The organism is Butyricicoccus faecihominis (assembly GCF_014648015.1).
GTDB lineage: Bacteria > Bacillota > Clostridia > Oscillospirales > Butyricicoccaceae > Agathobaculum > Agathobaculum butyriciproducens.
In genome coordinates, this window is record NZ_BMQH01000002.1 from 36,367 (window position 1) to 55,226 (window position 18,860).

Here is an 18,860-nt window from a genome sequence, read left to right on the forward strand (position 1 = left end):
CGGAGGCAAATCAATGATTTCTCACGGAAAAAACATCAAAATTTTCTCCGGCAACTCCCATCCCGCACTGGCGATGCAGATCGCTTCTGCGCTCGGACTGCCGATCGGCAAGGCTGCCATCTCTACCTTCGCTGACGGCGAAATCTCGGTTTCCATGTCGGAATCCGTTCGCGGCTCGGACGTGTTCCTCGTACAGTCCACCTGCGGTCCGGTAAACAACAACCTGATGGAGCTGCTCATCATGATCGACTCCTGCAAGCGTGCATCGGCAGGCCGTATCACGGCTGTAATTCCGTATTTCGGCTACGCTCGTCAGGACCGCAAGAGCAAGGCGCGTGACCCGATCTCCGCAAAGCTGGTCGCAAACCTTATTACCGCTGCAGGCGCTGACCGCGTGCTGACTATGGACCTGCACGCTGCACAGATCCAGGGCTTCTTTGACATTCCGGTGGATAACATGCTCGGTTCTTCCGTTCTGATCCCGTACATTGCGGGCAAGTTCGGCGTCGGCACCGATGATACCGTTATCGTTTCTCCCGATCTGGGCTCGGTTACCCGTGCCCGCAAGTTCACCCAGAAGCTGGATATGCCGCTTGCCATCATTGACAAGCGCCGTCCGAAGGCCAACGTATCCGAGGTTATGAACATCATCGGCAACGTAGAGGGCAAGAAGTGCATTCTGGTTGACGACCTGATCGACACCGCAGGCACGCTCGTACACGCAGCGGACGCTCTGGTAGAGCGCGGCGGCGCAACCGAGGTTTACGCCTGTGCAAGCCACGGCGTACTGTCCGGTCCGGCGATCGAGCGCATCCAGAACAGCCCGATCAAGGAGCTGACCATCCTCGATACCATCCCGCTGACCAACGACAAGAAGCTGGATAAGATCAACGTCCTGCCGGTTGCACCGGTGTTCACCGAGGCGATCGCGCGTATCTACGAGGAGACGTCCGTATCTACTCTGTTCGATTAAGTTTTTGCATGGAAAAGAGCTGCTGCATGGGTGCAGCGGCTCTTTTTTGTATATATTTTCTGCACCGACCAGATGGGGGACACGAACTGCCGCAGGCGTGTTCGCCCCTGACGGGGCGGGGAGTTTTTCGCTGAACCTCAGCGGGGGGATTCGCCGTCTGCGGACGGCGGGAGCGTCGCGGCGCCCGCCGCGGGGGCAAAAAGGAAGGACAACCTGCGGTTTTCCTTCCTCTTTGAACTCCTACCTTTCCCTTGCTTCCTAATCTGGCGCAGATTGCCGACATGTGACCGCTTCGAAAAGGAGTACGGCAGAGGATTTTTTCTTCCGTATCTTTCTCAACCTGTTCGCAGTGTCAGATACATTACTGCTACACATACGGACTACTCTGCGCAAGCGCGGCACTGTCATGCCGCGCCCTGCGGAGATGAAACCACATGTGTAGCAGTACGGTATCTGACGCTGCGAATATGTCTCGGCATGGGAGCACACTGTGCTCCCCTACGATAGAAAAAAATCCTCTGCCGTTTCCTATTTCGAAGCGGTCACATGACGGCAATCTGCGCCAGACTCGGAAACAAAGGGAAACGGGAGTTAAGAGGGTAGAAACCGTAGGTGTCTACCCTCTTGCCCCCCGCCGCGGGGCGCGGCATGCTCCCGCCGCAGCGGCGGCGCACTCCTCGCTGAATCCAGCGGAACCAATCAACGGCTTGCAGCAATGATAGAAAGAGGTAATCCATGAAACTATTAGTCATCGGCGATGTGGTCGGTGAGGCGGGTATCGACGCGCTTCACGGCCTGCTCCGCCGCATCAAGCGCGACACCGGCGCAGATTTCGTCATCGTAAACGGCGAAAATGCAGCCGGAAACGGCGTTCTCCCGCGTCAGGCGGATGACATTTTTGCCGCCGGCGCGGACGTGATCACGCTCGGCAACCATGTGTTCGGCAAGCAGCAGATCGTGCCGTATCTGGACAGCCGTTCGGATGTTCTCCGTCCGGCCAATCTTGCGCCGCAAAGCCCCGGTCGGGGCTGGGGCATTTATGACGGCCCGCAGGGCATGCGCCTGCTCGTCATGAACCTGATCGGCCGCTGCGACATGAAATTCGGCCCGGATAATCCGTTCCTGTGTGCAGACCGCATCCTCAAGGAAAACGAGGGCATGTACGACGTGGCGCTTGCCGAAATCCACGCGAACGCCACGAGCGAAAAGCTTGCCATGGGCTATTACCTCGATGGCCGCGCGGCGGCTGTCTGGGGCACGCACACACATGTGCAGACCGCGGATGAGCGCGTCAATCCCAAGGGCACCGGTTATATCACGGATATCGGCATGACCGGCCCGATCGTGTCCGTGCTCGGCGTACGCGTGGAGCAGTCCATCGCCATGTTTCGCGGTGACCTGACCGAGTATTTCAAGACAGCTGAGGGCGACTGTGCAGTTGCCGGTGCGCTGTTCGATATTACGAGAAACGGAAAATGCAATTCCGTCACCCGCGTGTGGGAGCGCTGGAATGTGAGATAAAGTGTACGCAGATGCACAGTATCGCACTTTTGATACACGATTGCGCATTGTGAAACGGATTTTGCCATGCGGAAACGTTTTCGTAAAAAAGTCCTATCGGCGGACAAGTGACCGTGTCGGGAAAATAGTGAGAAATCCCTCAGGTTTTGTACATTTTGCAAGAACTTGTAATTCAACTTGCAAAAAAAGCAAAATCACAGTTGACGAGAGGGTGGGTTTTGCGGTATGCTATAATCGAAAGACAATGGGGCAAAGGTTAAGAAATTTAACCGGCCCGGTTAGCATGCCGTGGCGAGGGACTCCGCGGTGCTTAAGGAGGAAATGATACAGATGAACTCATTGCTCACCAAATTCACCTTTACCGATGAATTGACCGATGTCATCGAGAACTGCAAGGGCGTAGTTGTTCCCACCAGCAAGGCGGAACTGTACGACATGGTATTCGGTCCGGAACATGCCGACGTGTACGACGTTGTATTCGATGTACCGGGCAAGGGCCAGATCAAGGAAGCTGACGTTGTACGCTGCAAGAACGGCGCATCCGTCAACTTTGCAGAGGATTACATGCGCCGCCGCGAGCCGGACTGCATGCGTATCGCAGACGACAAGCCGACCGATAAGAAGCGCTTTGCGGATGTGTACGGCTACAAGTTCGACAAGCTGCGCCGCGAAACCATGGACTGGTTCAAGACGCAGGAGCTGATCCTCATGCCGTTTAATTCCGGCGGCAACCAGTACGGCTACGGCTCCATGCTCGTATGCCCGAAGCAGTGCGCGTTCTTCGCATTCGCGCTGGCACATCTGCAGGGCTTTGTAAGCGCAGAGGAGACCGAGGGCTACAAGCCGCGTGCGATCATCTACGTTGCACCTCCGTTCCGTCACACCCACTTTGAGGGCAAGCAGGTTGTTGTTCACAACCGTCTGGATGACTGCCACGAGGTATTCTCCTATAACCTGTATCCGGGCCCGTCTGCCAAGAAGGGTGTTTACTCCGTACTGCTCGACATTGGCGAGCAGGAGGGCTGGACCACCTGCCATACTTCTGCAGGCCGTCTGATCACCCCGTACGAGAACGAGCTTGTCATCATGCACGAGGGCGCTTCCGGCGGCGGCAAGAGCGAGATGCTGCAGGATATCGCCCGCGAGCCGGACGGCGAGGTGCTGCTCTCTACCAACACGGTAACGGGCGAAAAGACCTACCTGCATATCAGCTCCACCTGCAAGATCGAGCCGGTGTGCGACGATATGGCTACCTGCTATCCGGGCGTGCAGAACAAGTCCGGTAAGCTGGTACTCGTTGACGGTGAGGACGGCTGGTTCCTCCGCATGGACGGCGTAACCCACTACGGCTGCGATCCGGTTTACGAGCGCATCTGCACCGAGCCGAAGGAGCCGCTGTGCTTCTTCAACATGGAAGGCCATCCGGGTGCAACCCTGCTGATCTGGGAGCACACCCTGGATTCCAACGGCAAGCCGTGCTCCAACCCGCGTGCCATCGTGCCGCGCTGGGATGTTCCGAACATCGTCAAGGAGCCGGTAGAAGTAGACGTACGCTCTTTCGGCGTTCGTATGCCCCCCTCCACCCGCGATAACCCGAACTACGGCATCATGGGTATGCTGCATATCATTCCGCCGGCACTGGCTTGGCTGTGGCGTCTGATCGCACCGCGCGGCTTCAATAACCCGTCTATCGTAACCGGCAACGAGCTGAAGAGCGAGGGCGTTGGTTCCTACTGGCCGTTTGCAACCGGCAAGCGCGTAAAGCAGGCAAACCTGCTGCTGCACCAGATCGTGGACAGCCCGAACACCCGCTACGTCCTGATCCCGAACCAGCACATCGGCGTTTACAAGGTCGGCTTTGCGGCTGAGTGGATCTCCCGTGAGTATCTGGCACGCCACGGCGGCGCAAAGATCCGCCGCGAGCACCTTGAGCCGGCACGCTGCCCGCTGCTCGGCTACGCGATGAAGGATCTGACCATCGACGGCCAGAAGATCCGCTCTAAGTTCCTGCGCGTTGATACGCAGGACCGCGTAGGCACCGACGGCTACGATGCAGGCGCAAAGATCCTGACCGACTTCTTCCGCAAGGAACTGGCGAAGTTCGATACGCCGGAGCTTGAGCCGCTCGGCAAGCAGATCATCGACTGCTTCATGAACGGCGGCACGCTGGAGGACTTCGAGAAGATCACTCCGACCGGCCTCTAATAAAACGTAAAAGAAAATCACCGAAACGATTTGTTTCGGTGATTTTTTCGTTTTCGGCACGGAATAGACGGGGTACATGAACTGCGTAAGCGTGTTCGCCCTGACGGGGCGGCTCCTTTTTCTGCACCGGCTGAGCGGGGCACTCGAACTGCCGCTGGCGGGTTCGCCCTTTCCGGGCGGAGAGTTTTTCGCTGAACCTCAGCGGGGGGATTCGCCGTCTGCGGACGGCGGGGACGTTGCGGCACCCGCCGCGGGGGCAAAAAGGGTAGACACCTACGGTTTCTACCCTCTTTGAACACCCGTTTCCCTTGTTGGGATAGCTTGGGTGCAGACGGTAGACTGCGTAAGCAGGAAAAGGACGCGGCAGTCGGGTTACCTCAGCGTGTCTTTCTCTGCCTTTTCGCAGTTCACAGACAGCGTACTGCTACACATGCGGGTTAATCAACGCAGAGCGCGGCATGACAGTGCCGCGCAACATTTTTACCTGTGCAGATTATCCAAATCCTGCGGTTATAGCTGATTTGCACTCGCAAACGGTTTGCGCGACACTGTTATCCCCCAGGGGACCCTCTCTTGCCCTATGGGCAATTCACCTTGTGTCGCGCCTGCGAAGACTTTCCGGTCTGTGTAGCAGAACGGTATCTGACACTGCGAACAGGTTGCGAAAGACACGGAAGAAAAAATCCTCTGCCGTTCCCCTATTTCGCAGCGGTCACATGTAGGTAATCTGCGCCAGGCTAACAAACAAGGGAAAGGTAGGAGTTCAAAGAGGAAGGAAAACCGCAGGTTGTCCTTCCTTTTTGCCCCCGCCGCGGAGCGCGGCACGCTCCCGCCGTCCGCAGACGGCGAATCCCCCCGCTGAGGTTCAGCGGAAAACTCTCCGCCCGTTAGGGGCGAACACGCTAACGCAGTTCGCGTCCCCCGCTCAGCCGGTGCAGAGAAACAGGCTGCCGCCCGGAAAGGGCGAACACGCCTGCGCAGTTCACGTCCCCCGCTCAGTCGGTGCAGAGAAACAGGCTGCCGCCCGGATTGGGCGAACTGCCTGCGCGGTTTGTGCGCCCCGTGTAAAATTTACCGCAGAATAGTTAGCGACTCTCGATTTGCCGAACGGTCAGCAAGTCACCTTCCACGGTGAATTTGACCTCAAATCCCGCAAACGGGAAGCCGTACACGCGACCCGGCTCGTGCTGATAGCCCGGTCGGGGGTCTTGTGCGAGCACGTTCAGCAGGGTTTGACGGCGTTCCTGCGGCAGCTTTTCGAGCAGCTGCGCCGGACACTTAACCCGCACCGCATCGGTCGTCAGCGCAAAACCGCCGCGTGCCTCCGGATGCGAATCCGTGTACGCAAGGTACGGCTTGATGTCGAAAATCGGCGTGCCGTCCATCAGATCCGCGCCCGAAATGTGCAGCACCGGACCGTCCGGCGTGTTGGGCTCCACGCGGTCAAGGCGCACCGAGGACAGCCCGATCTCGTTCGGCCGGAACGGCGAGCGCGTCGCAAACACGCCGATGCGCTTGTTGCCGCCCAGCTTGGGCGGGCGCACAGTCGGGGACCAGCCGTCACGCACGGCTGCCGAAAACTGCCAGATGAGCCACAGGTGAGAGAAACCCTCGATGCCGCGCAGCGCATCCGCGTTGCGGTATTCCGGCTCGAATACAATGCGCGCCGGTACGTCCGCCAGTCCGCTCTGCCGCGGAATGCCGAATTTGGTGGGAAAATCGCTGTGTATCCGCGCAATAATATGCATTTCTACCGTCTGTGACATAAAAATTCTCCTTTTGGGTGATATATTCAGTATAGCACAGGAACTGTCGGGTGCAAAGCAGTGTTTTACAAAATGTTAATGCAATATCTTGCTTTGATGATGGATTCATGTGCTGAAAACAGTAATTTTATCAAAAATATGTAATATAGAGCGCGAAAAAGTTTGGTGTTATTTATCGTTGCACCGATTTTGCACCGAATATCTGAAAAGCCCCGAAATGACACCGAAAACCCAATCACCCAACGGAAAAACAAAGGAGAAAAAACATGGAATTTGAAAGACTAACATTCCCGACACTGGAAAGCCTGCTGGTTCATTTGAACAGAGGGTATTTCACCAGTATGCAGATGAACTTTCCCTCGAAAGATGCGGCCAGTCGAGTAGATATATCTCTTGTAGTAGGGCCTTTTGAAATTATCGAGGACGGCGTTGCTTTTATCATTGACCCGTTCTGGGAGAGTAAGATTGTGGTAAAAGGCGAATTTGCATGGGCAAGCGGGCGTTTCTTTCCCGAGGAACGGATTGAGTATATCACCGTAAAATTCGCAGATCAGAAACCTTTTCAGCTGACCATTTTTCTGGCTGATGATGATGAAGAAGATTTTTAAATAAAAAATAACTGCGGCTGATGTGCGATCTTTTACGCATATCAGCCGCTTTTGCTGTTTATATAATGATTTTAGTTATGAACTGCAATAATGCACAATAAAAGAGAAAGGAATTTGTGCATAGTGCCGAGACCCAATTTCCGATTTTTTGTATAGTAGTATATGTCAAGCAAAATCACCGCGCGGCAAGTTGCATAAGCCTGCGAGGATACGCCACAATCGTTCCTGCCCTAACTGCGCCTATCTCTTGGTGAACAACCACCAGAAACGATTCTGAGGCATTCTGAGCCGATTTATAGAAAGAGGTGAATCCATGACTTAGCAAGCCAGCCGCATGGCCACTCAATAACATTTTGTTATCGAGTTCAGCCAGCGATTCACAATGACCAACTACGACCAACGACCAGAAAGAGAGCGATTACAATTTGATAGACAGTGCGAAATGCCATAATCCTGCGAGAATGCGCTGTAATCGCTTTTGGTGCATCTGGTGTATCCATTGACGAATGACCGCCAGAAACGATTCTAGGGCATTCTGAGCCAATTATAAAAGGAGTGAGAAAATTGCGATTCAACTATTCAAAGCAAGGATACCATCAAGTGCGGGAGAAGTCAAGTATTTTGGCTCATTCCTACGTTCGAGTTTGATTCGTGCGCTCGAGAAAATTCAAGGAAATATAAATTTTCTGTCTGGGAGAACTTTTACCGAAAACTCGGAGAGCCGTGAACGCTGTTTCCCGAAAAATCGGAACGAGCCAGAAGGGGTAATAGAGGCTTAATATTCAACAAATAATCAAATTGGGAGGATAATCAATGAGTAATTCCATTACCACACCGAACGAAACGTTCGGCCAGAGCGAAAGCACACAAGCGTTCGCCAAACTGCCGAAAATTTTCTTCAACGGAAAAGCGCCGCAATACAAACACCTGACAGCGCAACATATTCTGGCGTACGCCTTGATGCGTGACCGTCTGCAACTGTCTATCTCCAACCAGATGAAAGATGAGCATGGCATTCCGTTCATCTGTTATGACCTTGGAAACGTGGCGGCAGATGTTCGCTGCGGTGAAAAGAAAGCTGGCCAGTTAGTGAATGACCTCGACAACATGGGATTGATTCGCAAGGTTCGGCGGGGATTAGGCAAACCCAACCGAATCTATGTGCATGATGTGCTTGAAACTGAACCGTCAAAACGACTGGACAGAACACGTTCAAAGGACGGACAAGAGCCGTTGGAAGAACAGCTAAAGAGCTGTCGGGGGAACAGCACTGAACCGTCTGACGGACAGACAAGACCTGTCAAGGGGACAGTTCCAGAGCAGTCCAACGGACAGAGTAATAAGACTGAAATTAGTAAGACTGATAACAGTAACACTGATAGTAGCAATACTGAAATTAGTAATACTGACAATAGTAATTACTCCGTCAATGGTAACGAGCGGGCTTTTAATAACGGTTTAATGACCTCAGATGCGAAAATTTATTTTCTGGCCAGAAATGAAGAATCTTTAGTGGATGAAGTATGTCAGTTGATGTTTAAGATAGTGAGGGCAACACCCCAAACTATTCGTGTTGATGATCGAGAAATGAAAGGTAATGCAGTTAGTAAGCAATTAGAGAATATCAGCATAGCACAAGTCGAAACTGCAATGGATCGCATTAAGGGAAATCAGTATTCGGAGGAAGAACGGCGTGAACACTTGACGGCAGAATTATACCATGTCACGCAAGAAACCAGCAATCAAACTGTGCAAGCGGGTATTGCTGATAGTTCATATCAGACCACCAGCCAAACAAGCAACACTGATGCTCTGGCTGGAATAAGCCAAGAAACGCAAGAGCAGAACAAGAAAAAATTAGAACGAATGTACGCAGAATTTGGTGATTTGTGGAATTGAGCTGTGTTCTGTCACTGACTGTAACTAAGGATGTGTCACAATCAGCTATCCTCTCGCTGGCTGGACTAAGGGGAGTACGGAAACTGCGACCTTTGAACAACAGCGCACCAGCCGCAATACTGTCGCGTTTCGCTACGGTATTGCGGGTGAAAACTAACGCGAATACAGGGCGTTCCAGCGCGAAAGAGAGGGCGTTAACCCTCTCCCTGCTCCTTAATCAGCTTATCCAGTGTCGGACGGCTGATTTTGAGCACTCGTGCCAACTCAGCTTTAGACGGTATCTCGCGGCGCTGGTATCTCGCATACTGGGCGGCAAAGTCGGCAGGTGTAACAGGTGTGCGCCCCTTGTACTTGCCCTCCCGCTTGGCGATGGCGATACCCTCTCTCTGGCGCTCTAACAGGTTCGCGCGTTCAAACTCTGCGATAGCTCCTATCATAGTCAGCATGAGCTTTCCCGTTGGTGTACTGCTGTCTACGGCTTCTTTGCGGCTGACAAGATGCACACCCTTGGCGGCCAGAGTGTCAACGATGTTCAGCAGGTCAGCGGTAGAGCGTGCCAGGCGGCTGAAATCGTGAACATACACGGTATCACCCTCGCGCACAAACTCCAGCATGGCTTGAAGCTGCGGCCTGTTCGTGTCTTTGCCGGACACTTTCTCGCAGAACCACTTGTCGATCTGGTAAGCGGCTAACGCTTCACGCTGCCGTTCATCGTTCTGCTCTACTGTAGATACTCTCACATACGCGATATTTGCCATATTCTCAACCTCCTGTGAGATTAGAATAGCATAACGTAAAGTATAAGTCAATGACTATCTTTACAGTTGGTAAAATAAATATCAATTTAAACTCTAAATTTACCGAACAACAGACTCCTGAGAGAGTCAAGTTAGATTATACCCTAATTTTACAATTGCCTGTACGGGCACAATTTACACTTTTCACGTCTGCCGCCTGCACACGAGCGGGCGAGTAGATATATCTCACTCAAAGAAAAAGAAAGGAAAACATATGACCACTGATTACATGAATAACACCTATGTTCCCCTCTGGGAGAAAGAACTGCTGAACGTGCCAGAGGCTACGGCGTTCTCTGGTATTGGTCAAAACTCGATTCGTGCTCTTATTGAAGAACACCCTGAACTGGTGTTCCGTGTCGGCACAAAACATCTTATCAAACGCAAATCTCTCCAGAAGTTCATTCGTGATAATTATTCCATGTAAAAGTTCGTGCAATCCAGCCCCAACTATGCTATACTGTTGCTGTCATATTTGGGGCTTTTCAGCAGGAAAGGAGATCTAATTATTGGCTGGAAAGCGAAAAGACAACAAAGGGCGTGTATTAAAAGAGGGAGAGTGCCAGAAAAAGAATGGTATCTATCAGTTCAAGAAACTTGACCCGAACACCCACCAATACGCCTATGTAACAGACCCGACTTTAGAGGGCATGAGAAAGAAAAAGGCGGAACTGATTCGTTCGATTGAGAGCGGTATCAGCTATTCTAGCGGGAAAATCACAGTGAATGAACTGCTGGAAATGTATATCGAGATGAAAGACGATAAAACCGAAAATACGCAGATCAACTACACTTCATGGGCGGAGATGGTAAAACGGGAACAGTTCGGAAATCGTCGTATCTGTGACGTAAAAGAGATAGATGCGCGGCGGTGGTTCAAAGCGATGCGTAAAAACGGCAAAGCGTACAGCACTATCTCAGCTATGAGTAAAATATTAAAACCAGCGTTCAAAATGGCATTGAAAAACCATCTGATTCGTGAAAATCCGTTTGATTTTCGGCTCAATGACATACTCACAAATGACACGGCGAAACGTGATGCGCTGACCAATGAACAAGTAAATGCCTTATTGGACTTCATTACCAATGACAGCACATATTCACGGCATCTGGATTGGTTCATTGTATTACTGGGAACGGGCGTTCGTATCAGCGAATTTTGTGGTTTGACCAAGGCTGATTTGGACTTTGAGAATCGGCTGATTACCATTAACAAACAACTGCTGCGGCGTAAAGATGGGAGCAAGTACATGAAAAACCCTAAATCTGCTGCGGGCAATCGCGTTATCGCTATGAGTGATGCGGTGTGCAACAGTCTGCACAACATCATTGAACACCGTAACTGCGGAACAGTTGAACCTATGATAGATGGACACTGTGGTTTTCTCATGCTGACAAAGGGAGATAAACCTGTTATTGCTGCTGATTTAGAATCAATCATGCGGAGAGCGGTAAATAAATACAACAGGAAACACCCTGATAACCCATTACCGCGCATCACACCGCATACTTTTAGGCATACACTGTGCAGTAATTTACTGAACAGGGGAATGTCTGCGGCCAATGTAGCCGCGATGATGGGGCATGATAACCCGACTACGACCATGAAATATTACGCGCACGCGAATAACGAGCAGGCTATCAACCAGATGCGGCAGATTCTTGAATTTAATAGTTCTGCAACACTGGCGGTAAACGGGTAAGGACGTTGCACCGATTTTGCACCGATTTTGCACCAAGATGCGTGAAATTGCGTGAAGCTATGTAAAATGCTGGTTCGGGAGATTCAAGAAAAAGTTCTGAAAATGCGATATTTAGCACAAATAAATCGCATATAATGCTGTGAAAGTTGAAATATGTTTTCTGGAACTTGTTACAAAATGTTAATGCATTCCACCTCAAAACGCGCTATAATAGAATCAGATTAAACTGGGAAAGCAGGGGAGAACTATGCCCAAGAAGATATTGATCGTAGAGGACGAGGCCAACATCCGTGAGCTGCTGCGCCTGTATCTGGAGCGCGAAGGCTATACGGTGCTTGAGGCGGAAAACGGCGTGGAGGGCATCAAAAAGTGGAAGTCCGACAAGCCGGACATGCTGCTGCTCGATGTGATGATGCCGGTGATGGACGGCTGGGCGGTCTGCAGGGAGATCCGCGCGGAGAGCGATGTGCCGATTATCATGCTGACGGCCAAAGGCGAGACCGCAGACCGCGTTTCCGGTCTGGAGATGGGCGCGGACGACTACATCGTCAAGCCGCTCGAAATGCCGGAGGTCATTGCGCGCGTGCGTGCGGTATTCCGCCGCATGGCGCCGGATGATGCGCCCGAGAAGCTGTCGTTTGACAATCTCGTCATCGACAAGCAGGCGTACGATCTGGTCATCAAGGGCAAGCGCGTGGATGCGCCGCCGAAGGAGATCGAGCTGCTGTACTTCCTCGCCTCCAGCCCGAACCGCGTGTTCACCCGCGCACAGCTGCTCGACGATGTATGGGGCTTTGACTATTTCGGTGACACGAGAACGGTTGACGTACACGTCAAGCGTCTGCGCGAAAAGCTGGAGGGCGTTTCGGACAAGTGGGAGCTGAAAACCGTATGGGGTGTCGGCTACAAGTTTGAGACCAAGGAGTAAGCCATGGGCAGACGCAGTTTTTTCTTCAAGGACTATGTGGCCCACCTGATTTTGATCGTGTGCGCGTTTGCACTGGCCGGCGTGGTATTCTGCTACCAGATGAGCAGCTACGCGCTGCACGCCAAGCAGACCGAGCTGCGCACGACCGTGCAGAGCCTTGCCGAGCAGAGCAAGCTGCTTGAGGGTACGGACTCTGACGTGATCCGTCAGATTTACGTGCTGTCTATCGCGCGCGTGGCGAAGGAGGACGAGTTGACCGTGCTCATCACGGACGCGGACGGCAACATTGAAATGGGCGCCAAGCCGGACGGCACGACCTACACGCTGCCCGGCTATCATATCTCAAACGAAGTGGTCGCGGAGATGCACAAAAACGGCAGTTATGCGTCTGTCGGGTCACTCGGCGTGCTGAGTGAGTCCTCGTTTTACACGGTGGGCACCTGCGTCAAGGATGATAACGGCGATGCGGATTTGATGATCTTCGTCTCCACGCAGGACCCGAATTCGGCAGGCGTGGTGCGTCACTCGACGCAGACGCTCGTGCTCATCCTGCTGGTGACACTGGCGGTCATGCTGGTGATTTCGTTCATGATCTCTCAGCACTTCACGCGTCCGCTCAAGACGATTGCCGCCGCCGCTAAGGAATTCGCGGGCGGCAACTTCGATGTGCGCGTGCCCGAGGACAATCGCTGCTACGAGATTGACGAACTGGCGGTCTCGTTCAACAACATGGCGCGCGACCTTGACCAGCTCGAGGAGCTGACCCGCGGCTTCATTTCCAACGTCAGCCACGAGTTCAAGACCCCGATGACGACCATCGGCGGCTTTGTGGACGGCATGATCGACGGCACGATTCCGCTCGACCAGCGCGACAAGTACCTGAAAATCATCGCGGAGGAGACCAAACGCCTGTCCCGCATGGTAAACCGCATGCTGGATGCCGCAAAAATTCAGTCCGGCGAGCTGATCCTCAGTCCGGCGCCGTTCGACTTTACCGAAATGACGGCGCAGATCCTGCTCTCGTTCGAGCAGAAGATTGAGAAAAAGAAGCTGGATGTGCAGTGCGACCTCGAGGAACGGCTGACCGTCATGGGCGACCGCGACCACCTGTACCGAGTGGTGTACAACCTGACCGATAACGCGGTAAAGTTCATTGAGGACGGCGGTACGCTGAAGCTGAAGGTCCATCAGGAGGGACAGCTGTGCGTATTCGCCATCAGCAACACCGGCATCGGCATTTCGGCGGAGGATCTGCCGCATGTGTTCGACCGCTTCTACAAGACCGACCGTTCGCGCTCGATGGATAAGACCGGCGCGGGTCTCGGCCTGTATATTGTGAAGAACATCATCAACCTGCACGGCGGCGAGATCTCCGTCCGCTCGGGCGGCGGCGAAACCGAGTTTGAGTTCACCCTGCCGCTCGCACCGGAGCAGAACTGACAGAATAACACCTGATTTCCAAACTCTCACAGACCCAAATGGTCTGTGGGAGTTTTTGCGAATTGTGTACCTGCTACACAGAACCTTGACATAGTGTTCAAAAAATATTCATATTGTTTTCAACAAACTGCCACATTGAGAAACTATGATAGAAGCATCAACAGAGGGAACGGAATGTTCCCGCGAATAACAACAGGAGGTCAGTATCATGGACGACTTCAACATGAACAACAAAACACCGCTGAACAGCAGCGATCAGAATAACGAACAGCCGGCCGCCGAAACCCGGAACACCGCACCGCAGAACGAGCAGCCTGCACAGGCTCCGCAGAGCGAGCAGCCGATGCAGCAGCCGCAGACGGAACAGCCTGCACAGGCACCGCAGAGCGAGCAGCCGATGCCGCAGCCGCAGGCAGAGCAGCCCGCACAGGCTCCGCAGAGCGAGCAGCCGATGCAGCAGCCGCAGGCGGAACAGCCTGCACAGGCTCCGCAGAGCGAGCAGCCGCAGGCAGAAGAGCCGCGCACGCCGTTCCAGACGCCGGTGCAGCATCCGGAGTTCCGTCAGGCGCAGCAGCAGACCGGCTTCGGCGAGGTTCCGCCGATGAGCCAGAAGCCGCACACCCCGAAGAATAAAAAGCACAGCAGAGGCTTAGCGCTTGGCCTGTGCGGTGTAGCAGCTGCGTGCCTGCTGTTTGCAGGCGGCGCCGTTGTCGGCAATATGGCGTTCGGCGGCAATGCAAACAGCGATTCCGGCGCTTCGGCATCGACCTCGGATTCCGCGCCGACGCTGCAGATCAACAGCAAGCCGGAGTCGGATTCGAGCAACTCCTCGGACAACTACGATACCGCGGACGGCATGGCCGGTGAGGATATCTACAAAAAGGTCAATCCGTCGGTCGTTTCGGTTATCTCCACCACCTCGGAGGGCACAGGCAGCGGCTCGGGCGTCATCATGAGCAAGGACGGCTACATCATCACCAACAACCACGTTGTGGACGGCGCGCAGTCGGTTTCCGTACAGCTGAGCGACGGCACCTCTCTTGATGCCGAGATCATCGGCACGGATGAGCAGACCGACCTTGCGGTCATCAAGGTAACGCCGACAAGCGACCTGACCGCCGCAGAGTTCGGTGACTCGGATGAGCTGGAGCCGGGCGAGTATGCCTACGCGATCGGTTCTCCCGGCGGCGTACAGTTTGCGAACACCATCACCGGCGGCCGTATTTCCGCCATCAACCGCGACCTGACCGTCAATGACCGTGTTATGACGCTGATTCAGACCGATGCTTCCATCAACAACGGCAACTCCGGCGGCGCACTGATTAACAAGTACGGTCAGGTAGTCGGCATCACGTCCGCTAAGCTGTCCGGTAATGCGTTCGGCAGCGCCACCGTTGAGGGCATGGGCTTTGCCATCCCGATCAACACCGCCAAGGATATTGTTGATGAGCTGATTCAGAACGGTTACGTTTCCGGCCGTCCGTCCATCGGCATCACCGGCCAGAACGTTGAGTCCGCGGACGGCAAGGTGTCCGGCGTGCAGGTATATTCCATTGATTCCCGCGCAAAGGCAGCCAGTGAGGGTCTGCAGGTCGGTGATGTCATCACCGCCGTTGACGGTACCCCGACCCCGGACATGGATAAGGTAAACGAACTCAAGCAGGATAAGAAGGCCGGCGACAAGCTGACGCTGAGCGTATACCGCATTTCGACCGGCAAGACGCTCAATATCACCATCACGCTGACCGATTCGCACGACCTCGAGGGCGATGACCCGAATGCCCAGACCCAGCAGCGCCAGAGCAGCCAGAGCGATAATTCGCAGCAGGATGACGGCTACGGCAGCTATCGGTTCTCCAGTCCGTTTGGTTCGTTCGGCTGGTAAATAATTGAGAATTGAAAATGGAGCGGTTTCGTGTAGAGCGGGACACCCCAGGGTGGCTTCTCTTGTCCTTACGGACAATTCACCTTCTGACCTCATCCCGCCCTACAATATCAATATCGTAAATGGTAAAACAAAAGGCAGATTTTCAAACGAAAATCTGCCTTTTCTGCACACGGAATGAAAAATGAAATCACTCTCCATTTTTCATCTTCAATTACTTGCCATACTGCTCCGCCAGCTGCTGGCTGATAAACTGTCTTGCGGTACGCGGCGAGCGGCCGTTGCGGCGCAGCGCAAAGCGCTCTGCAAGCAGGTGCAGCTCGTCGATATCAAGGTTCATGTCATTCTCCTTGGCCAGCTGCTCGACGATGTACAGATACTCGTCCTTATCCGGCACGGAGAAGGTGATCTCCAGACCGAAACGGTCGGACAGCGAGGTGACGGTCTCGAGGGTATCGCGCACGCGCACCTCATCGCCCTGACGGTCAGCCATGCTCTCGCGGATGAGATGACGGCGGTTGGAGGTTGCGTAAATGACCAGATTGGACGGCTTTCCGGCCAGACCGCCCTCGATGAACGCCTTGAGCGCGGCAAAGTTGTCATCCTCGCTGCTGAAGGTCAGGTCATCGAGGAACACGATGAAACGGAACGGCGAACGCAGGGTCTGCTCGAACAGCTTGGGGAAATTCGTGATCTGCCGTGGAGACATCTCGATGATCTTCAGGCCGCGGTCGGCGTACTCATTGGCAACCGCCTTGACGGTCGAGGACTTGCCGGTGCCCTTGTCGCCGTAGAGCAGGATGTTGTTGGCGTCGCGTCCGTCGAGGAAGGCAAGCGTGTTCTTGAGGATTTTCTGCTTCTGCATCTCGTAGCCGGGCAGGTCGTGCAGACGGATGGCGTCCGGATGCACGATCGGGGTCGCCGAGCCGTCGTCCTGCATGGCAAACGCAGAGGACTGTGCGAAGAAGCCGTAGCCCTCCTCACGGTAGTAATCGGCAAGCGCTGCGCCGGTGGAGAACGGAAGCGAGTCCGCGGCCTCGAAGTCCGGCAGATCCTCGAGGGCAGGCTCGTAGAACTTGTCCGCTGCGGCGGACCTGAAGGCTTCGCCGTCGAGCGCGAGCAGAGCGTTCAGCACGTCCAGATCGTGGGTTGCGGCATTGAGCACAGCCGCTTCCGGTGCGTTGATGGTATCGGTCAGGGTGTTGGTGTCAAAGTGCACGGCGTCGAGCACTGCCTGCGCGATATCGCCACAGGAGAAGCGGGTCGCGCACAGTGCGCCGTAGCGGTCAGCAAAGTCGGCGGCTGTGCCGTCGAGCGCGGTCAGCGCGTCACTGTAGGCGCGCACCAGCGGATGGGGGAGCAGTCCGCGCAGCACGGAAAGCGCGCGCAGACGCAGGGAAAGGGCGGAAAGCTCCATTGTTTTCAACTCCAGTCGGGATTGTAGTTTATAACGTAATCAGCATAGCACACTTTTCCGCTCATTTCAACATAGTATGAGGGGAGAAACCTTAGGGCAACACCGCACAATTAAAGCTGCGGTTCCTTGCGCAGGCTCCGGTCGCGCTGCCGCGGCGCTTTGCGGAAATTTTGTGCCCTGACTTTGGCTTCGGTTCCTTGCGCGAGTTCCGTCCGCGCTGCCGAGATTTCACGGTAATACATCAAGTATTACCGCAAAACTGCGCCTCGTCAGTCCGCAAAATTTACTCACAAATCGCTTTTGTTCAATTATGCGGTATTGCCTTAGTTTCTCAGAATTGGGAGGGAGGAGTGCCCTTATGGGCGGTTATGCGCTGTTGATCTGCCGCAGTCAGACCGAGGCCATCGGCCTGCGGCGGCATTTGGCGCGGTTGGGTGTACCGGGAGAGGTCACGCGTCCGCCGCGTCACGAACGAACCGAATCCTGCGGATGGGCGGTGCGCGTGAGCGCGCAGCAGGCGGACTGGGCCGTGCATCGGCTGCGTCAGCTTGGTGTGCCGCCGTGCCGTGTGCTGCGGGAGGACTGACATGATCTATCTGGATAATGCTGCCACCACCTTGTATAAGCCGCGGGCGGTCGAGCAGGCGGTTCGCCGTGCGATGTACGGCGCGGCAGGCTACGCACGAGGCAGCTACGCGGCAGCCAGCCGAGCGGGAGAGCTGGTGTACGCCTGCCGGGAGCAGGCAGCGGCGCTGTTCGGCGTGGGCGAGCCGGAGCGCGTCATTTTTACGCTGAACGCCACACATGCGCTGAATATTGCGGTAAATGCTCTGGTTGCGCCGGATTCCCGCGTCATTGTGAGCGGTTACGAGCACAATGCGGTCATGCGGCCGCTGACGGCTCGAAATATTGAGCCGACCGTGCTGGATACGCCGCTGTGGGACGGCGCGGCTATGGTTTCCGCGCTGAAACAGGCGCTTGTGCAGGGCGCCGACTTGATGATACTGAGCCACGTTTCCAACGTATTCGGCAGCATTGCGCCGCTGGACGAAATCGCGGAATTGCTGACGGCGGCAGGTGTGCCGCTCATCCTGGATGCGTCGCAGTCGGCGGGCGTGGCGGAGATTGACGTAAAGCGCTATCCGTGTCTTGCGGCGGTGTGCATGCCCGGACACAAGGCGCTGTACGGACCGATGGGCACGGGCATTCTGCTGGCGCTCGATGACCGGATTGCCGCGAAGCCGCTGCTGACCGGAGGAACGGGCAGTTTGTCCGAGGAGCTGCGTCAGCCGGATTTTCTGCCGGATGCGCTCGAGAGCGGCACGCCGAATGTGCCCGGCATCGCGGGACTCGCGGCGGGCATCGCCTTTGTCCGGGCGGTCACGCCGGCGCACATTGCCGGGCAGGAGAGACGGCTGGTGCATGAGCTTGCCCGTGCGCTCTCCCGCGAAAGCAAAATCGAATGCTTTGCCGGAAAGGAGCAGACCGGCGTGCTGTCCTTCCGCGTTCCCGGCACGCCGAGTGAGGTGCTCGCGGATATGCTCTCGGACGAGGGCGTGTGCACCCGGGCGGGGCTGCACTGTGCGCCGCTCGCGCACCGGACGGCGGGCACGGAGGACACCGGAACCGTGCGGCTGTCCCTGTCGTTCTACTCGACGGCGCGGCAGCTGGAGCAGGCCGCAGACAAAGTTTGCAGATTGGTAAAAAAACTGTGAACA

Annotated in this window: 15 protein-coding genes; 12 read left to right on the plus strand and 3 right to left on the minus strand. The window is 54.9% G+C overall.

All coding sequences use genetic code 11. The annotated features are described in order from the left end of the window. Nucleotides 1-13: 13 nt before the first annotated feature. From IEY11_RS01810 to IEY11_RS01820, 3 genes are all read left to right on the plus strand, one after another. Nucleotides 14-973, plus strand: coding sequence for a ribose-phosphate pyrophosphokinase (locus IEY11_RS01810; RefSeq protein ID WP_117488850.1), 960 nt, complete (start codon nucleotides 14-16; stop codon nucleotides 971-973). Between the two features lie 735 nt (nucleotides 974-1,708). Further along, nucleotides 1,709-2,494, plus strand: coding sequence for a TIGR00282 family metallophosphoesterase (locus IEY11_RS01815; protein ID WP_118478386.1), 786 nt, complete (start codon nucleotides 1,709-1,711; stop codon nucleotides 2,492-2,494). A gap of 330 nt (nucleotides 2,495-2,824) precedes the next feature. Next, nucleotides 2,825-4,699: a DUF4914 family protein gene (locus IEY11_RS01820; protein ID WP_188885584.1), complete on the plus strand. Its 1,875-nt coding sequence runs from the start codon at nucleotides 2,825-2,827 to the stop codon at nucleotides 4,697-4,699. 1,085 nt (nucleotides 4,700-5,784) lie between these two features. On the opposite strand, the gene tsaA is transcribed toward IEY11_RS01820, so the two are convergent. Next, nucleotides 5,785-6,465: a tRNA (N6-threonylcarbamoyladenosine(37)-N6)-methyltransferase TrmO gene (tsaA, locus tag IEY11_RS01825; protein ID WP_118728951.1), complete on the minus strand. Its 681-nt coding sequence runs from the start codon at nucleotides 6,463-6,465 to the stop codon at nucleotides 5,785-5,787. A gap of 266 nt (nucleotides 6,466-6,731) precedes the next feature. Here tsaA and IEY11_RS01830 point away from each other — a divergent pair, with 266 nt between their 5' ends. Beyond that, complete coding sequence (locus IEY11_RS01830) at nucleotides 6,732-7,073, plus strand: hypothetical protein (protein WP_188885585.1); 342 nt, start codon at nucleotides 6,732-6,734, stop codon at nucleotides 7,071-7,073. Between the two features lie 813 nt (nucleotides 7,074-7,886). Continuing rightward, nucleotides 7,887-8,972, plus strand: a complete 1,086-nt coding sequence (locus IEY11_RS01835; protein ID WP_188885586.1) for a replication initiator protein A — start codon at nucleotides 7,887-7,889, stop codon at nucleotides 8,970-8,972. A gap of 194 nt (nucleotides 8,973-9,166) precedes the next feature. Here the strand turns inward: IEY11_RS01835 and IEY11_RS01840 are convergent, their stop codons facing one another. Further along, complete coding sequence (locus IEY11_RS01840) at nucleotides 9,167-9,730, minus strand: recombinase family protein (RefSeq protein WP_118728954.1); 564 nt, start codon at nucleotides 9,728-9,730, stop codon at nucleotides 9,167-9,169. Nucleotides 9,731-9,983: 253 nt separating this feature from the next. Here IEY11_RS01840 and IEY11_RS01845 point away from each other — a divergent pair, with 253 nt between their 5' ends. The 5 genes from IEY11_RS01845 to IEY11_RS01865 all read left to right on the plus strand — a co-directional run bounded on the left by IEY11_RS01845 (nucleotide 9,984) and on the right by IEY11_RS01865 (nucleotide 15,725). Further along, entirely contained in the window at nucleotides 9,984-10,196 is a 213-nt protein-coding gene (locus tag IEY11_RS01845) for an excisionase (RefSeq protein ID WP_118728955.1), read from the plus strand. 82 nt (nucleotides 10,197-10,278) lie between these two features. After that, nucleotides 10,279-11,472 (plus strand): site-specific integrase, encoded by a 1,194-nt coding sequence (locus IEY11_RS01850; RefSeq protein ID WP_118728956.1) that lies wholly within the window; start codon nucleotides 10,279-10,281, stop codon nucleotides 11,470-11,472. A 247-nt stretch (nucleotides 11,473-11,719) separates the two neighbouring features. After that, nucleotides 11,720-12,400: a response regulator transcription factor gene (locus IEY11_RS01855; protein WP_110435133.1), complete on the plus strand. Its 681-nt coding sequence runs from the start codon at nucleotides 11,720-11,722 to the stop codon at nucleotides 12,398-12,400. A gap of 3 nt (nucleotides 12,401-12,403) precedes the next feature. Beyond that, entirely contained in the window at nucleotides 12,404-13,840 is a 1,437-nt protein-coding gene (locus IEY11_RS01860; protein ID WP_188885587.1) for a sensor histidine kinase, read from the plus strand. 208 nt (nucleotides 13,841-14,048) lie between these two features. Then, the gene (locus IEY11_RS01865) at nucleotides 14,049-15,725 is read left to right on the plus strand and encodes a trypsin-like peptidase domain-containing protein (protein ID WP_188885588.1); all 1,677 of its coding nucleotides are present in this window, start codon (nucleotides 14,049-14,051) and stop codon (nucleotides 15,723-15,725) included. Between the two features lie 214 nt (nucleotides 15,726-15,939). On the opposite strand, the gene IEY11_RS01870 is transcribed toward IEY11_RS01865, so the two are convergent. After that, complete coding sequence (locus IEY11_RS01870; protein WP_188885589.1) at nucleotides 15,940-17,142, minus strand: ATP-binding protein; 1,203 nt, start codon at nucleotides 17,140-17,142, stop codon at nucleotides 15,940-15,942. A 376-nt stretch (nucleotides 17,143-17,518) separates the two neighbouring features. Here IEY11_RS01870 and IEY11_RS01875 point away from each other — a divergent pair, with 376 nt between their 5' ends. Beyond that, nucleotides 17,519-17,728 (plus strand): putative Se/S carrier-like protein, encoded by a 210-nt coding sequence (locus IEY11_RS01875; RefSeq protein WP_181967687.1) that lies wholly within the window; start codon nucleotides 17,519-17,521, stop codon nucleotides 17,726-17,728. 1 nt (nucleotide 17,729) lies between these two features. Further along, nucleotides 17,730-18,857, plus strand: a complete 1,128-nt coding sequence (locus IEY11_RS01880) for an aminotransferase class V-fold PLP-dependent enzyme (protein ID WP_188885590.1) — start codon at nucleotides 17,730-17,732, stop codon at nucleotides 18,855-18,857. Nucleotides 18,858-18,860 lie beyond the last annotated feature (3 nt).

Bases quoted from the DNA above. Each gene is read 5' to 3' on its own strand.
- IEY11_RS01810 (WP_117488850.1), top strand. From the start codon at position 14: ATGATTTCTCACGGAAAAAACATCAAAATTTTCTCCGGCAACTCCCAT.
- IEY11_RS01815 (WP_118478386.1), top strand. From the start codon at position 1,709: ATGAAACTATTAGTCATCGGCGATGTGGTCGGTGAGGCGGGTATCGAC.
- IEY11_RS01820 (WP_188885584.1), top strand. From the start codon at position 2,825: ATGAACTCATTGCTCACCAAATTCACCTTTACCGATGAATTGACCGAT.
- tsaA (WP_118728951.1), bottom strand. From the start codon at position 6,465: ATGTCACAGACGGTAGAAATGCATATTATTGCGCGGATACACAGCGAT.
- IEY11_RS01830 (WP_188885585.1), top strand. From the start codon at position 6,732: ATGGAATTTGAAAGACTAACATTCCCGACACTGGAAAGCCTGCTGGTT.
- IEY11_RS01835 (WP_188885586.1), top strand. From the start codon at position 7,887: ATGAGTAATTCCATTACCACACCGAACGAAACGTTCGGCCAGAGCGAA.
- IEY11_RS01840 (WP_118728954.1), bottom strand. From the start codon at position 9,730: ATGGCAAATATCGCGTATGTGAGAGTATCTACAGTAGAGCAGAACGAT.
- IEY11_RS01845 (WP_118728955.1), top strand. From the start codon at position 9,984: ATGACCACTGATTACATGAATAACACCTATGTTCCCCTCTGGGAGAAA.
- IEY11_RS01855 (WP_110435133.1), top strand. From the start codon at position 11,720: ATGCCCAAGAAGATATTGATCGTAGAGGACGAGGCCAACATCCGTGAG.
- IEY11_RS01860 (WP_188885587.1), top strand. From the start codon at position 12,404: ATGGGCAGACGCAGTTTTTTCTTCAAGGACTATGTGGCCCACCTGATT.
- IEY11_RS01865 (WP_188885588.1), top strand. From the start codon at position 14,049: ATGGACGACTTCAACATGAACAACAAAACACCGCTGAACAGCAGCGAT.
- IEY11_RS01870 (WP_188885589.1), bottom strand. From the start codon at position 17,142: ATGGAGCTTTCCGCCCTTTCCCTGCGTCTGCGCGCGCTTTCCGTGCTG.
- IEY11_RS01880 (WP_188885590.1), top strand. From the start codon at position 17,730: ATGATCTATCTGGATAATGCTGCCACCACCTTGTATAAGCCGCGGGCG.